This window comes from Streptomyces sp. NPDC041970 (genome assembly GCF_055588985.1).
In genome coordinates this window covers 58,954-72,530 of sequence record NZ_JBVJCD010000020.1, presented here as the reverse complement: position 1 = coordinate 72,530, position 13,577 = coordinate 58,954, and the positions used below count along the sequence as shown (strand labels likewise).

Annotated in this window: 10 protein-coding genes; 7 read left to right on the top strand and 3 right to left on the bottom strand. The window is 74.1% G+C overall.

Annotated elements, in window-relative coordinates; translation table 11 throughout:
• Positions 1-13 precede the first annotated feature (13 nt).
• The gene (locus tag ACZ6EJ_RS13195; RefSeq protein ID WP_469266899.1) at positions 14-1,408 is read left to right on the top strand and encodes a GH1 family beta-glucosidase; all 1,395 of its coding nucleotides are present in this window, start codon (positions 14-16) and stop codon (positions 1,406-1,408) included.
• Positions 1,409-1,474: 66 nt separating this feature from the next.
• Positions 1,475-2,077, top strand: coding sequence for a DUF1707 and FHA domain-containing protein (locus ACZ6EJ_RS13190; RefSeq protein WP_469266897.1), 603 nt, complete (start codon positions 1,475-1,477; stop codon positions 2,075-2,077).
• 22 nt (positions 2,078-2,099) lie between these two features.
• On the opposite strand, the gene treY is transcribed toward ACZ6EJ_RS13190, so the two are convergent.
• Both treY and glgX read right to left on the bottom strand, forming a co-directional pair.
• A complete protein-coding gene (treY, locus tag ACZ6EJ_RS13185) occupies positions 2,100-4,508 on the bottom strand; it encodes a malto-oligosyltrehalose synthase (RefSeq protein WP_469266895.1) in 2,409 nt (802 codons plus the stop codon).
• Positions 4,509-4,597: 89 nt separating this feature from the next.
• Positions 4,598-6,727 carry a glycogen debranching protein GlgX gene (gene glgX, locus ACZ6EJ_RS13180; RefSeq protein ID WP_469266893.1) on the bottom strand — a complete coding sequence of 710 codons (2,130 nt, stop codon included), beginning with the start codon at positions 6,725-6,727 and terminating at the stop codon, positions 4,598-4,600.
• A gap of 393 nt (positions 6,728-7,120) precedes the next feature.
• Here glgX and ACZ6EJ_RS13175 point away from each other — a divergent pair, with 393 nt between their 5' ends.
• A complete protein-coding gene (locus ACZ6EJ_RS13175; protein WP_469266892.1) occupies positions 7,121-8,356 on the top strand; it encodes an SAV2148 family HEPN domain-containing protein in 1,236 nt (411 codons plus the stop codon).
• A gap of 161 nt (positions 8,357-8,517) precedes the next feature.
• Positions 8,518-9,231: an exonuclease domain-containing protein gene (locus ACZ6EJ_RS13170; RefSeq protein WP_469266890.1), complete on the top strand. Its 714-nt coding sequence runs from the start codon at positions 8,518-8,520 to the stop codon at positions 9,229-9,231.
• Positions 9,232-9,415: 184 nt separating this feature from the next.
• Here ACZ6EJ_RS13170 and ACZ6EJ_RS13165 read toward each other — a convergent pair whose 3' ends face one another.
• Positions 9,416-10,282: a phosphotransferase enzyme family protein gene (locus ACZ6EJ_RS13165; protein WP_469266888.1), complete on the bottom strand. Its 867-nt coding sequence runs from the start codon at positions 10,280-10,282 to the stop codon at positions 9,416-9,418.
• Between the two features lie 143 nt (positions 10,283-10,425).
• Here ACZ6EJ_RS13165 and ACZ6EJ_RS13160 point away from each other — a divergent pair, with 143 nt between their 5' ends.
• Genes ACZ6EJ_RS13160 through ACZ6EJ_RS13150 form a run of 3 tightly spaced genes read left to right on the top strand, consistent with a single transcriptional unit; the run spans position 10,426 to position 13,522 of the window.
• Entirely contained in the window at positions 10,426-11,391 is a 966-nt protein-coding gene (locus ACZ6EJ_RS13160; protein WP_469266886.1) for a carbohydrate ABC transporter permease, read from the top strand.
• Entirely contained in the window at positions 11,388-12,227 is an 840-nt protein-coding gene (locus ACZ6EJ_RS13155; protein ID WP_469266885.1) for a carbohydrate ABC transporter permease, read from the top strand. The genes ACZ6EJ_RS13160 and ACZ6EJ_RS13155 overlap by 4 nt, the downstream gene beginning before the upstream one ends.
• Positions 12,227-13,522 carry an extracellular solute-binding protein gene (locus tag ACZ6EJ_RS13150; RefSeq protein ID WP_469266883.1) on the top strand — a complete coding sequence of 432 codons (1,296 nt, stop codon included), beginning with the start codon at positions 12,227-12,229 and terminating at the stop codon, positions 13,520-13,522. Before ACZ6EJ_RS13155 ends, ACZ6EJ_RS13150 begins: the two co-directional genes overlap by 1 nt.
• Positions 13,523-13,577 lie beyond the last annotated feature (55 nt).

The following is a 13,577-nucleotide window of genomic DNA, read 5'->3' as shown; positions in this document are numbered from 1 at the left end:
GCTGGAGGCCGCCATGACCGTGCCGATGTTCCCGCCCGGCTTCCTCTGGGGAGCCTCCGCCTCCGCGTTCCAGACCGAGGGGGCGGTGGACGCCGACGGCAAGGGCCCCTCCGGCTGGGACGCCTTCGCCGCGCAGCCGGGCCGCATCAAGGACGGCGCCGACACCACGCGGGGCACCGGGTTCCACGCCCGCTACCGCGAGGACGTCGCCCTCCTCGCCGGCCTCGGGGCCGACGCCTTCCGCTTCTCCGTCAGTTGGCCCCGCGTGGTGCCCGGCGGCAGCGGAGCCGTCAACGCCGACGGGCTCGACTTCTACGACCGGCTCGTCGACGAGCTGTGCGCCCACGGCATCGCCCCCGTCCCGACCCTCTACCACTGGGACACCCCGCTCCCGCTGGAGGAGGCCGGGGGCTGGCTCCACCGGGACACCGCCCACCGCTTCGCCGAGTACGCGGGCATCGTCGCCGAACGCCTCGCCGACCGCGTCCCCCTGTGGATCACGATCAACGAGCCCGCCGAGGTCACGCTGCTCGGCTACGCCCTCGGCGCGCACGCCCCCGGCCGCGCCCTCCTCTTCGACGCCCTGCCCGCCGCCCACCACCAGCTCCTCGCCCACGGCCTGGCCGTCCGCGCGCTGCGGGCGGCCGGCGCGGACAACATCGGCGCCGCCCTCTCGCACGCCCCGGTCTGGACGGCCGGGGAGACGGACGGGGACCAGCAGGCCGCGCGGTTGTACGACACGCTCACCAACTGGCTGTTCGCGGACCCGATCCTCACCGGCCGCTACCCGGACGAGGGCCTCGCCGCCCTGATGCCCGGCCCGGTCGCCGACGACCTGAGGACCATCTCCACGCCGCTCGACTGGTACGGCGTGAACTACTACAACCCGACGCTCGTCGGAGCCCCCGCCCCGGACGCCCTGGAGACCTTCTCCGGCTTCACGATGCCCGACGCCCTCCCCTTCGGCATACGCGAGATCGAGGGGTACGAGAGGACCGGCCTCGGCCGACCGGTCGTCCCCGAGGGGCTGACCGAGATCCTCACCGCCCTCCGCGACCGCTACGGCGACCGCCTCCCCCCGCTCCACATCACCGAGAACGGCTGCGCCCTGGACGAACCGCACGCCGACGACCGGCGGATCGCCTACCTGGAGAGCCACCTCACCGCCCTGCGCGCGGCGATGGACGCCGGAGTGGACGTGCGCGGCTACTTCACCTGGTCGCTCACCGACAACATCGAGTGGACGGAAGGGGCCTCCCAGCGGTTCGGCCTCGTCCACATCGACTACGACACGCTCGCGCGTACCCCGAAGCGCTCCTACGCCTGGTACCGCGACCTGATCCGCGCTCAGAAGCACGGCAGGTGCGATCCGCCCGCCGAGGAGGCGCACGCCGCGCCCTCCGTGTGACGCCGCCCATGCGGGAAACGGGGTCTCATCTGGACACTCCGGCCCCTCGGCCCGACAATCGTCAACGTGACGTCCTCCCACGAGTCCCACACGCATCCCGCGCGGCTGTCGGACGCCCAGCGCGACCGTGTCGTCGACGTGCTCAGAGAGGGCGCCGCGCAGGGAAGGCTGTCGCACGACACGTTCATGCGGCGCATGGAGCTGGCCCTCGTCGCCCGGAGCCCCGAGGAGCTGCGGGCGCTCACCTTCGACCTGGAGACCGGAAGCCGCTGGTCCCAGGGGCTCGTCCGGGCCGTGGGCGGGGTCTCCGCCTTCCCCGGCCGCCTCCGCCGGGCCTGGCGCACCGAACGCCTGCCCAAGCTGCTCCTCCCCGCCCCGAGCCCGCACCCCCTGCTCATAGGCCGCGACCCGACGAACGGGCTGCGCCTCAACCACGAGACGGTCTCCCGGCTGCACGCCGAACTCACCGTGCAGCACGGCCGCTGGGTCCTGCGCGACCTCGGATCGACCAACGGCACCTGGGTCAACGGCCAACGGCTCGTCGGCTCCCTGCCGGTGCGCGACGGGGACCAGGTCGGCTTCGGCCGCATGGACTTCCGCCTCACCGCCCCGAGCCCCCGCCCGCCCGAGCCCCCGGCCGCGCTGCCCCCGGCGCTCCCGCCGGCCTGAACGCCCGCGCCCGGCAGGCCGCTCACGCCCGGTCCGCGGACCCCTCCCGTACGGAACCGGTCGCCCCCGCCCTGCGCAGCAGGGCCACCGGCCGCTCCGCGAACAGCTCGCCCGCCGCCACCGCCCCGCCCGCGAACGCCCGGCCCGGCGTGTCCGACAGCACGTCCCGCCACGGGCCACCGGCGGGCAGCTCCACCACCGTCTCCCGCCAGCCCCCGCTCTCGGCGAGCCGCAGCGACAGGCGGGTCACCGCCGTGACCACCTCGCCGCTCCGGCAGAACGCCACCACATGGGCGGCGGCCGGGCCGCGGGCCGCCAGCGGCGCGTACGTCCCCGACCCGCCGAACACCTCCGGCAGCTCCCGGCGCAGCCCGAGCGCCGCCGCCGTCAGCGCCCGCTTCTCGTCCCCGGCCTCGGGCCGCCGGAACGGCCGCCGGTTGTCCGGGTCGACCAGCGCCACGTACTCGCTCTCCGTGCCCTGGTAGAGGTCCGGCACCCCCGGCATCGTCAGGTGCACCAGCGCCGCCCCCAGCACATGGGCGCGGACGTGCGGAGCCACCGCGTCCGCGAACGCGGTGACCAGGGCGCGAGCCGCGCCCGCCCCGTCGCCCGGACCGGCGGCGACGAAGTCCGCCACCGCCCGCTCGTACGCCGGATCGGGCTCCGTCCAGCTCGTGGACAGGCCCGCCTCGCGCACCGCCTTCACCAGCGCGGGCGTGAGCCGCTCCGTCAGCTCCTCGGGCGGCAGCTCCGCGCAGCCGTACGCCGACTGCCAGGTCTGCCAGGCCACCTGCCGGTCCGGGGCGGCCGGGGCCGTCGCCGCCGTCAGCTCCGCCACCAGGGCCGCCCACCGGGCCGGGCACTGCGACAGCACCGCGACGCGGGCCCGGACGTCGGCGCTGCGCTTGGTGTCGTGCGTGGTCAGGACCGTGCCGGTGGCCGGCCACTCGCGGGCGATCCGGGCCGCGAACGCGTGGAACTCCGCCGGATCCACCGCGGGCCGCTCCGGGTCCCCGCCCACCTCGGTGGCCGAGACCAGCGGGACGTACCGGTAGAACGCGGTGTCCTCCACCGACTTGGCGTGCAGCGCGGACGCCGTCTGCGCGAACCGGGCGCAGAACGCGGCCCGCTCCTCGCCGCCGCCGAGCCGCCCGAGCGCCAGATCCCGTACGACGTCGACGGCCGCGGCCTCCTCCGGCACGGAGAACACCGCCTTCGCCTCCCGCACCGCCCGGTCCGGAAGGGCCTCCTGCGCCCCGCGGCCGCCCGGCCCGCCGGCCGTGGCGTACGGGCGGTAGACCGGCACGCGCACCAGCAGCTCCACCACGGCCGTCCGCAGGGCCCAGGGGGCGTGGTCGCGCAGCGCGGGGTCCGCGGCGCAGACGGCCGCCGCCTGCCGGGTCAGCCACGCCGTCTCGGCGGCCAGTTCGCGGGTCGCCACCCGGTACGCGGCCCGGCGCGCCGTCGCCGGCCAGGAGCCGCCGCGGTCGTCCGGCGGGGCGGCGAACGCGCGGTAGCGGTCCACCAGCTCCGCCGCGCCGTCCGGGTCGGTGAAGAGCCCGTCGATCCGGCGCAGCGCGTCGTAGCCGGTGGTCCCCGCGACCGCCCAGTCAGCCGGGAGGCGTTCGTCGCCGGTGAGGATCTTCTCCACCACGGTCCAGCGGCCGCCGGTGGCCTCGTGCAGCCGCGCCAGATAGGCGGCGGGCACGGCGAGGCCGTCCGGGTGGTCGACGCGCAGCCCGTCCAGCACCCCGTCGCGGAGCAGTTCGAGGATCTTGGCGTGGGTGGCGTCGAAGACCTCGGGGTGCTCGACGCGGACCCCGATCAGCTCGGAGACGGTGAAGAACCGCCGGTAGTTCAGCTCGGTGCGGGCCAGCCGCCACCAGCCGAGCCGGTAGTGCTGGGCCTCCAGCAGCTCCGGCAGCGGCAGCCCCGCCGTCCCCGCGCGCAGCGGGAACTCCTGCTCGCCGTAGCGCAGCACCTCCCCGTCGACCCGGAGGCCGCCCAGCTCCCCGCCGAGCGGCCCGGCGAGCACCGGCAGCAGCACCTTGCCGCCGCCCGCCGCCCAGTCGATGTCGAACCAGCGGGCGGCGGGCGAGGCGGGGCCCTCGCGCAGCACCTCCCGGAGCCGGTGGTTGTACCGGGGCGCGGCCGCCATGTGGTTCGGGACGATGTCCACGACCAGCCCGAGCCCGTTCGCGCGGGCCGCCGAGGCCAGCGACCGCAGCCCCTCCTCACCGCCCAGCTCCGCGCGGACCCGGCCGTGGTCGACCACGTCGTACCCGTGCCGGGAGCCGGGCACCGCCTCCAGGACGGGCGACAGGTGCAGATGGGAGACGCCGAGCGCGGCCAGGTACGGCACGGCCTTCTCGGCGGCGGCGAAGGGGAAGTCGGGCTGGAGCTGGAGCCGGTACGTCGCGGTGGGCGTCATGGTCTCCTCCGTACCCCGTCCGGCGCCGACCGTGTCGTCCCCGGCGGCCCTCTCACCCCCGCCGAACCTCCCCGGCCGCCCCGCGCGGCTCACTCCGACCGCTTCAGGACGGTGAGGCTACGCCCGATCAGCGCCACCCGCTCGCCCTCCGCCACCTTCGGCCCGGCCCCCCGCTGCACGCCCTCGTCCCGCGCGGTGTCGACGACGACCTGCCACTGCTCGCCGTGGCCGACCGGGACGGCGAACTCCAGCGTCTCGGCGCTCGCGTTGAACATCAGCAGGAACGAGTCGTCGAGGATGCGCTCGCCGCGCGGGCCGGGCTCGGAGATCGCGTGCCCGTTGAGGAACACGGTCATCGCCTTGGCGTGGGCGGCCTGCCAGTCCTCCCGCGTCATCTCGTCGCCGTCGGGGGTGAACCAGGCGATGTCGGACAGCTCGTCGTGGGTGCCCTCCACCGGCCGCCCGTGGAAGAAGCGGCGGCGCCGGAAGACCGGGTGGTCGCGGCGCAGCCACACCATGGACCGGGTGAACTCCAGCAGGGCCCGGCGGGCGTCGTCGGCGGGGTCCTCCGGGTCGGGCCAGTGCATCCAGGACAGCTCGTTGTCCTGGCAGTAGGCGTTGTTGTTGCCCTGCTGCGTGCGGGCGAACTCGTCGCCGTGGCTCAGCATCGGCACGCCCTGGGAGAGCATCAGCGTGGCGATGAAGTTGCGCGTCTGACGGGCCCGCAGCCGGAGGATCTCCGGGTCCCCGGTGTCGCCCTCCGCCCCGCAGTTCCAGGATCGGTTGTGGCTCTCGCCGTCCCGGTTGCCCTCGCCGTTGGCCTCGTTGTGCTTCTCGTTGTACGCGACCAGGTCGTGCAGGGTGAACCCGTCGTGGCAGGTGGTGAAGTTGATCGAGGCGAGCGGCCGCCGCCCGTCGTCCTGGTACAGGTCGGAGGAGCCGGTGAGCCGCCCGGCGAACTCCGCCAGCGTGCGCGGCTCGCCCCGCCACAGGTCGCGGACCGTGTCGCGGTACTTGCCGTTCCACTCGGTCCACAGCGGCGGGAAGTTCCCCACCTGGTAGCCGCCCTCGCCCACGTCCCACGGCTCGGCGATCAGCTTCACCTGGCTGACCACCGGGTCCTGCTGCACCAGGTCGAAGAACGAGGAGAGCCGGTCCACCTCGTGGAACTGGCGTGCGAGCGTGGCCGCCAGGTCGAAGCGGAAGCCGTCCACGTGCATCTCGGTGACCCAGTACCGCAGCGAGTCCATGATCATCTGGAGCACGTGGGGGGACCGCATCAGCAGGGAGTTGCCGGTGCCCGTGGTGTCCATGTAGTACCGCTGGTCGTCGGTCAGCCGGTAGTACGAGGCGTTGTCCAGGCCGCGGAAGGAGAGCGTCGGGCCCAGGTGGTTGCCCTCCGCCGTGTGGTTGTAGACCACGTCGAGGATGACCTCGATGCCCGCCTGGTGCAGCGCCTTCACCGCCTGCTTGAACTCCAGCACCTGCTCCCCGCGCTCGCCCCAGGAGGCGTAGGCGTTGTGCGGGGCGAAGAAGCCGATGGTGTTGTAGCCCCAGTAGTTGGCGAGCCCCGCGTCCACCAGCCGGTGGTCCTGCACGAACTGGTGGACGGGCATCAGCTCGATCGCGGTCACGCCCAGCTCGGTCAGATGGGCGATCACCTCCGGGTGCGCCAGCCCCGCGTACGTGCCGCGCAGCTCCGGCGGCAGCTTGGGGTGCAGCATCGTCAGGCCCTTCACATGGGCCTCGTAGATCACCGTGCGGTGGTAGTCCGTCCTGGGGCGGCGGTCGTCGCCCCAGTCGAAGTACGGGTTGACCACGACCGAGCTCATGGTGTGCGGGGCCGAGTCGAGGTCGTTGCGGGCGTCCGGCCGGCCGAACGGATAGCCGTACACCGCCTCGCCCCACGCGATCTCCCCCGCCACCGCGCGGGCGTACGGGTCCAGCAGCAGCTTCGCCGAGTTGCACCGCTGCCCGCGCTGCGGCTCGTAGGGCCCGTGCACCCGGAAGCCGTACCGCTGCCCCGGCATCACGCCGGGCAGATAGGCGTGGCGCACGAAGGCGTCGCTCTCGCGGAGCTCCACCGCCGTCTCCGAACCGTCGTCGTGCAGCAGGCACAACTCGATCCGGTCGGCGGCCTCGGAGAAGACCGCGAAGTTGGTGCCGGCGCCGTCGTACGTGGCGCCGAGGGGATACGCGTGTCCCGGCCAGACCTGCATAGATACGACTCTTCCACTTCTGATCCGGGTGCGGTGGCTTTCCTCGGCCCGTTCCCCACCGATACTCCCCGAAAGTGGGGCGCTCTCCTAGGACGTCGCGCGGTGCGGCCGCATCCCGTCGGCTGACTCCAGCCACATCGGTCAACTTCGGACACGTGGCCGCCGCCCCGGACGCGCTTGCGGAACCCGCTGCCCGCCCGCCGCCCGCTCCCCGCCTGGGAAGCGGGCGTCCCCGCGCTATGAATCAGCTCACTCCACCCGATCCCGGCGGAGGGAATCAGCCGGAGCGCCGGAGGAGTTGGGAAAGTGGCGCGCGCATCGGGCTGCGTCCGATCACGCTCCCGGAGTACCCTTCCTTGATCGTTGGGTGGGGGAGTGGAAGGCGGTACGCGGGTGAGCTCGGGAGGGTTCGAGCTGCCCCCAGGTGACGCAGGTCACGAGGGGGAATCGACCGATGCGCCGCCTGGGGCGGTGTCCCTTGCGCAGCCCATGGAGATCGGCGCCGAGCTGGAGTGGGGGCCGGAGGCCTGGAACGAGGTCCGCACCCGCGCCCAGCGGGCCGGGCGCGCCTATATCTGGCTGAATCTGGTCGAACAGCGTCTGCGGGCCGTCGTCGCCGCGGTGCTCCGGCCGATCTACGAGCCGGTGCACGGCGAGGAGTGGGTGGTCGCCGCGGCCGGACCCGCCGGCCAGGAGTGGGTGCAGCGCGCCGTGGCCGTGCGCGAGGTCTCGCGCCGCAAGGGCTATCTGCTGGACCCGGCCGACGACAACGTCCTCAGCTTCCTGACGCTGCCGCAACTGCGCGAGCTGATGGTCCAGCACTGGCCCTGCTTCGAGCCGTACTTCGACGACCGGCGCGACGTCGAACTGGCCCTCGACGAGCTGGAGGTCGCGCGCAACGTCGTCTCCCGCAACCGCGCGCTGAACGAGGCGGTCCTCGCCCAGGCCGAACGCGCCTCCGCCCGCCTCCTCGACATCCTCGGCAGCGGCGCCGGGGCGCCCTCGGCCGACCGGCTGCCGGTGGACGCCGTGGAGGAGCTGGTCGGCGACCGGTACGCCGACGTCGTCTCCGTCCACCCCGACCGGGTCAGGCTCCAGCGGCAACTGCCCGCCGAGGACCTGTTCGGAGGGGCGCGGCGGCTGGACGCCGTCGGGATAGGGCTCAACCTGCTCGTGCAGAACTTCTCCGGCCGCCGGCTGGTCCGGCTCGCCGAGTCCGGCTGCCGCGTCCGGCTGCTGTTCATCAACCCGGCCAGCAGCGCGGTGCGCCGCCGGGAGCGGGAACTGGGCCTCAAGAAGGGCGAGCTGAGCCGGTCGGTGGAGATGAACATCCTCCACATGCGCCGGGTCCGCTCCAAGCTCCGCGATCCGGGCGCCTTCGAGATCCAGGTCTTCGACGAGACCCCGCGCTTCACCGCCTACCTGGTCGACGGCGACGGCCCGGACGCCGTGGGCGTCGTCCAGCCCTACCTGCGCCGCGCGCGGGGCATGGAGGCGCCCGTCCTGGTGCTGCGCGGCGGCGGCCGCCGCACGGTGGTGCGGGCGGGCCAGGACAGCGAGCACGGCCTCTTCGAGACCTACCGCGAGGAGTTCGAGTCGGTCTGGGCGGATTCGCGCCCGGTCTCCTGACGACCCGTTCACACCGCGCCGAAGGCGGGCAGGAGATCCGGAGACCGGCCTTCGCGCGACCCCCTGGGCGCGGCCGGCCCGTGCGGGCCCGGCGGCGATGTCAGTGGTGCGTGGGAGGGTGGTCACCACTTGGGGGAGCGCACCACGAAGGAGGTATCCGGATGAGCTGGCACCGGGGAACACTGGTCGGCTTCGACCTGGAGACGACGGGCACCGACGTCGAGACCGACCGGATCGTCACCGCCGCACTCGTCCGGCTGGAGCCGGACGGCGCCGTCGCCGAGCAGCGCACCTGGCTGCTCGATCCGGGGGTGGCGATACCCGAACAGGCGTCGGCCATCCACGGCATCGGCACCGAGCACGCCCGCAGGCACGGCGCCCGCGCGGCCTCGGCCGTCGAGGAGATCGCCCACGCGGTCGCCGAGGTGCTGGGCTCGCGGGTCCCGCTGGTCGTCATGAACGCCCGCTACGACCTCTCCCTCCTGGACCGCGAGTGCCGCAGGCACGAGCTGGCGTCGGTCGAGGAGCGGATCGGCGGCGCGCCATCGCCCGTCATCGACCCGCTGGTCATCGACAAGCACGTCGACAAGTACCGCAAGGGCAAGCGGGCCCTCCAGGCCCTGTGCGACCACTACGGGGTGACGCTCGACGGCGCCCACGACGCGACCGCGGACGCGGTGGCCGCCGTGCGCGTCGTGCGCCGGATGGGGGAGCGGCACCGCCCGGTCGCCGCCCTGCCGCCGGCCGAGCTGCACGCCCTTCAGATCCGGGCGGCCGCCGAGCAGTCGGCCTCCCTCCAGGCCTACCTGCGGCGCACCGCCGACCCGGCGGCCGTCGTCGAGCCCTCCTGGCCGGTGATCCCGCGCAGCCGGTGACGGGCGGGAGCGGCCGGCCCTGGGGGGCGTCCGGCGGATCAGGGCCGGACAGGCCGCGGTGTCCGGTGCGGTGCGTCGCAAGGCGCTGGAATGCCCTCACCGCGGAGCGCTTCGGGTGTTCCGGCAACGCCGCGAGGCGCCGTGCCAGGCGCCGCGGACCCGGCTCTGATCCGCTGGACACCCCCTAGAAGGGGTGCCACCGCACCTCCGGATCGCCCTCCCGCAGCGAGGCGACCCGGCGGCGGAATTCGGCGAGGGCCCTCGGGTTCGCCGGGGCGTGCTGGGCGACCCAGGCGCAGCTCGCCGTCTCGCGGGCGCCGCGCAGGACCGCGCACCCCTCCCACTCCCGTACGTCCCAGCCGTAGGCGGAGGTGAAGGCGTCGTAGTCCGCCGCGGGCAGCCCGTAGCGGTCGCGGGAGAGGGCGAGGACGACCAGGTCGTGCTCGCGCAGGTCGGCGGAGAAGGTCTCCAGGTCGACCAGGACCGGGCCGTCGGGCCCGACATGGACGTTGCGCGGGAGCGCGTCGCCGTGGATGGGGCCCGGAGCCAGCCGGGGGACCAGGGCGGCGGAGGCGGCCGCGAAGCCGTCGCGGCGCGCCCGGAGGTAGTCGGCGTCGGCCGGGTCGATCGCGTCGCCCGCCAGGCTCAGCCACCGCTCCACGCCGCCCAGCAGCTCCCGGCGCGGCAGGGTGAGGTCCGCCGGGGCGGGCAGTGCGTGGACCAGGGAGAGCAGCGGCGCGAGGTCGCGCGGCTCGGCGGGGCGCACCGGGTCGGGGAGCCGGTGCCAGAACGTCACCGGGTGGCCCCCGACCAGGCGGACGCCGTGCTCGGCCGCGCGGACGGCGGGGACGCCGGAGGCGGCGAGCCAGGCGGCGAGGGCCACTTCGCGTTCGGCCCGCTCGACCAGTTCGGGGTGGCCGGTGGCGTCCCGCCCGACCTTGGCCACCAGGTCCCCGGCGGCGAACACCGCGTTCTCGCCCAGCGCGATCAGCTCCGCCGTGCCGGGGAGGCCGGCGGCGGTCAGCACCTCACGCGCACGCATCTCGTCCATGGGTGCGATTTTCGCATCCCCGCAGGCCACCTTGACGAACCGGCGTCCCCTCAGCACGATGACGGGGATTATCTGACCGCCAGAAGGGGAGAAAGCGGCTCTAAAGCGCATTCGGTGACACAGCCGACAGAGAGGGCTTCTTCGTGACATCGGTGGCCGCGGTGAAACGGTCCGGCCCGGACGGCCCCCATGGCGGACCGGCACGGGAGCGGCGGCCGGGCCGGAAGGGGGGCGCGGCCCTCGACGGCCTCGGCGCCTGGTTCCTGGTGCTGCCCGCGCTCCTGCCGATCCTCGTCCTCAGCGTCGGACCGCTCCTCTACGGCATCGCGCTGGCCTTCACCGACGCGCAGTCCGGCCGCACCCGCTCCACCCGGTGGATCGGCGTCCTGAACTTCCAGGACCTGCTGCACGACACCCTGTTCTGGGAATCGTTCCGGATCGGCCTGCTCTGGGCGCTCGGCGTGACCGTCCCGCAGTTCCTCCTGGCCCTCGGCCTCGCCCTGCTGCTCGACCAGGACCTGAGGATGCGCTGGCTGGCCCGCGCGCTGGCGATCATCCCCTGGGCGATGCCCGAGGTCGTCGTCGGCATCATGTGGCGGCTCGTCTACCACCCCGACGCGGGCATCCTCAACGAGACCGTCCGCGACCTGGGCCTCGGCGACGGCCGGGACTGGCTCACCGGCCTCGCCACGGCGCTGCCCGCCGTGATCCTGGTCGGCGTCTGGGCGGGGATGCCGCAGACCACCGTGGCCCTGCTCGCCGGCCTGCAGAACACCCCGCGCGAACTCCACGAGGCGGCGGCCCTGGACGGAGCGGGCGCCTGGCGGCGCTTCCGTACGGTCACCTGGCCCGCGTTGAAGCCGATCGCCCTGTCCGTCACCGCGCTCAACCTCATCTGGAACTTCAACTCCTTCGCCCTCGTCTACGTCATGACCAGCGGCGGACCCGGCGGCCGCACCCGGCTGCCGATGCTCTTCGCCTACGAGGAGGCCTTCCGCTACGGGCAGTTCGGCTACGCCGCGGCGATGGGCTGCGCGATGGTCGCGGTGGTCTCCGTACTCCTCGCCTGCGGTCTCGCCGCCCGGCTCCGGGGAGGCGGGGCGCGATGAGGCGGCGCTCCGGCGGGGCCGCGCGGGCCGGACGGTACGCGGCGCTCCTGGCGTACCTGGCCTTCCTGGCCCTGCCGTTCCTGTGGCTGGTCTCGACGGCCTTCAAGCCCGCACGGGAGCTGGGCTCGCTGCACCCCGCCTGGATTCCCGAGCGGCCCACCCTGGACAACTTCCGCCAGGCCTTCGACGAGCAGCCGCTGCTCCAGGCCGCCGCGAACTCCCTGGCCGCCGCCGCCGGCGCCGCGCTCGTCGCCGTCGTCATCGCGACCCCGACGGCCTACGCGATCGCCCGCCACCGCGGCCGGCTCGCCACCGCCGCGACCGGCTGGGTCGTCGTCAGCCAGGCGTTCCCGTTCGTCCTGGTGATCATCCCGCTCTTCCTGGTCCTGAAGAACCTGCGCCTGGTCAACACCCTGGGGGGCCTGGTCCTGGTCTACGTCGTCTGGTCGCTGCCCTTCGCCCTGTGGATGCTCGCCGGATACGTGCGCGCCGTGCCGACCGAACTGGAGGAGGCCGCCGCCGTCGACGGGGCGGGCCGGGTGCGGACCCTCGTCTCGGTCGTCGCCCCGCTGCTCGCCCCCGGCATCGTCGCCACCGCCCTGTTCGCGTTCATCACCGCGTGGAACGAGTTCTTCTTCGCCCTCGTCCTCCTCAAGACCCAGGAGAAGCAGACCTTGCCGGTCGTCCTGACCCACTTCCTCGGCGCGGAGGGCGTGGCCGACCTCGGCCCGCTGGCCGCCGCCGCGTTCCTCGCCACCCTGCCCTCCCTCGCCGTCTTCGCCGTCATCCAGCGGCGGATCACCGGCGGGATGGCGGCCGGGGCGGTGAAGCGCTGATGCGGGCCCCGGCCCGGCGGGCGGCCGCGGCGGCCACCGCCCTGGCCCTGCTGCTGACCGGCTGCTCCGGCGGCGCGGACGGGCGGGACGCGGACGGAGTGATCCGGCTCCGGTTCCAGTCGTTGGCCTGGCAGGAGGAGTCCGTGGCGGCGACCAGGGGACTGGTGGAGGAGTGGAACGCGGCCAACCCCGGCGTACAGGTGGAGTACGTCCAGGGGAGCTGGGACAACGTCCACGACCAGTTGCTGACGTCCTTCGAGGGCGGTGAGGCGCCCGACGTCATCCACGACGCCTCCGACGACCTGGCCGACTTCGCGTACGGCGGCTACCTCGCGGATCTGCGCCCCCTCCTCCCGGACCGGCTCCGGGCCGACATCCCCGAGCGGTCCTGGCGCACCACGACGTTCGGCACGGGCGTCTACGGCGTGCCCTTCCTCCAGGAGCCGCGGGTCCTGATCGCCGCCACGGAGCCGCTGAAGGACTCCGGCGCCCGCATCCCGACCCCGGAACACCCCTGGAGCTGGGCGGAGTTCCGCCGGGTCGCGGCGGACCTGACGGGGAAGGGGCGGCACGGGGTCGCCTGGCCGCTCAAGGAGCCGGTCTCCGTCACCCTCAACCTGGGCCTGTCCGCCGGCGGGCGGCTCTTCCACCGGGACGGCGACGGCAGGGCGGTGCTGCGCTTCGAGCGGGGCGACCGCGTGGTGGCCGGCACCATCCACGACCAGGTCAACACCGACCGCAGCGCCGCCCGCAGCGCCCTCGGCATGAGCGGGTCGGACGTCCTGCCGGGCTTCTTCGGCGGCAGGTACGCGATGGTCCCGCTCGGCTTCTCCTACCGCCAGCAGATCGTCCAGCAGGCCCCCGAGGGATTCGACTGGACGGTGCTGCCGATGCCCGCGGGCGAGGGCGGACCGGTCCAGGGGGTGAGCCCGCAGACGCTGTCCGTCGCCGAGGAGAGCCCGCACAAGGAGGAGGCGGTCCGCTTCATCGACTTCCTGCTGCGGCCCGCCCCCATGGTGCGCCTCGCCCGCGGCGACTGGATGCTGCCCACCGGGAGCGGGGCCCTCGCGCACCCGTCGCTGCGCACGGCCGAGCACGGCTGGGCCGTCGGCGCCGCACTCGCGCGGGGGCTGCGCCCCGCTCCCGCCTCCCCGGTGCGCGGCTACCCCGAGTGGAAGGACAAGGTGGCGACGCCCGCCCTCCAGGAGTACTACAGCGGCGCGATCGACGCCGACGAGCTGCGCGGGCGGTTGGTGGACGACGGGAACCGGGTGCTCGCCCGCTACCAACGCTGAGGGAGGGGCGGACGAAAAGGATTGCACGAGACGTCTCGTCTCGTTTACGGTGGCG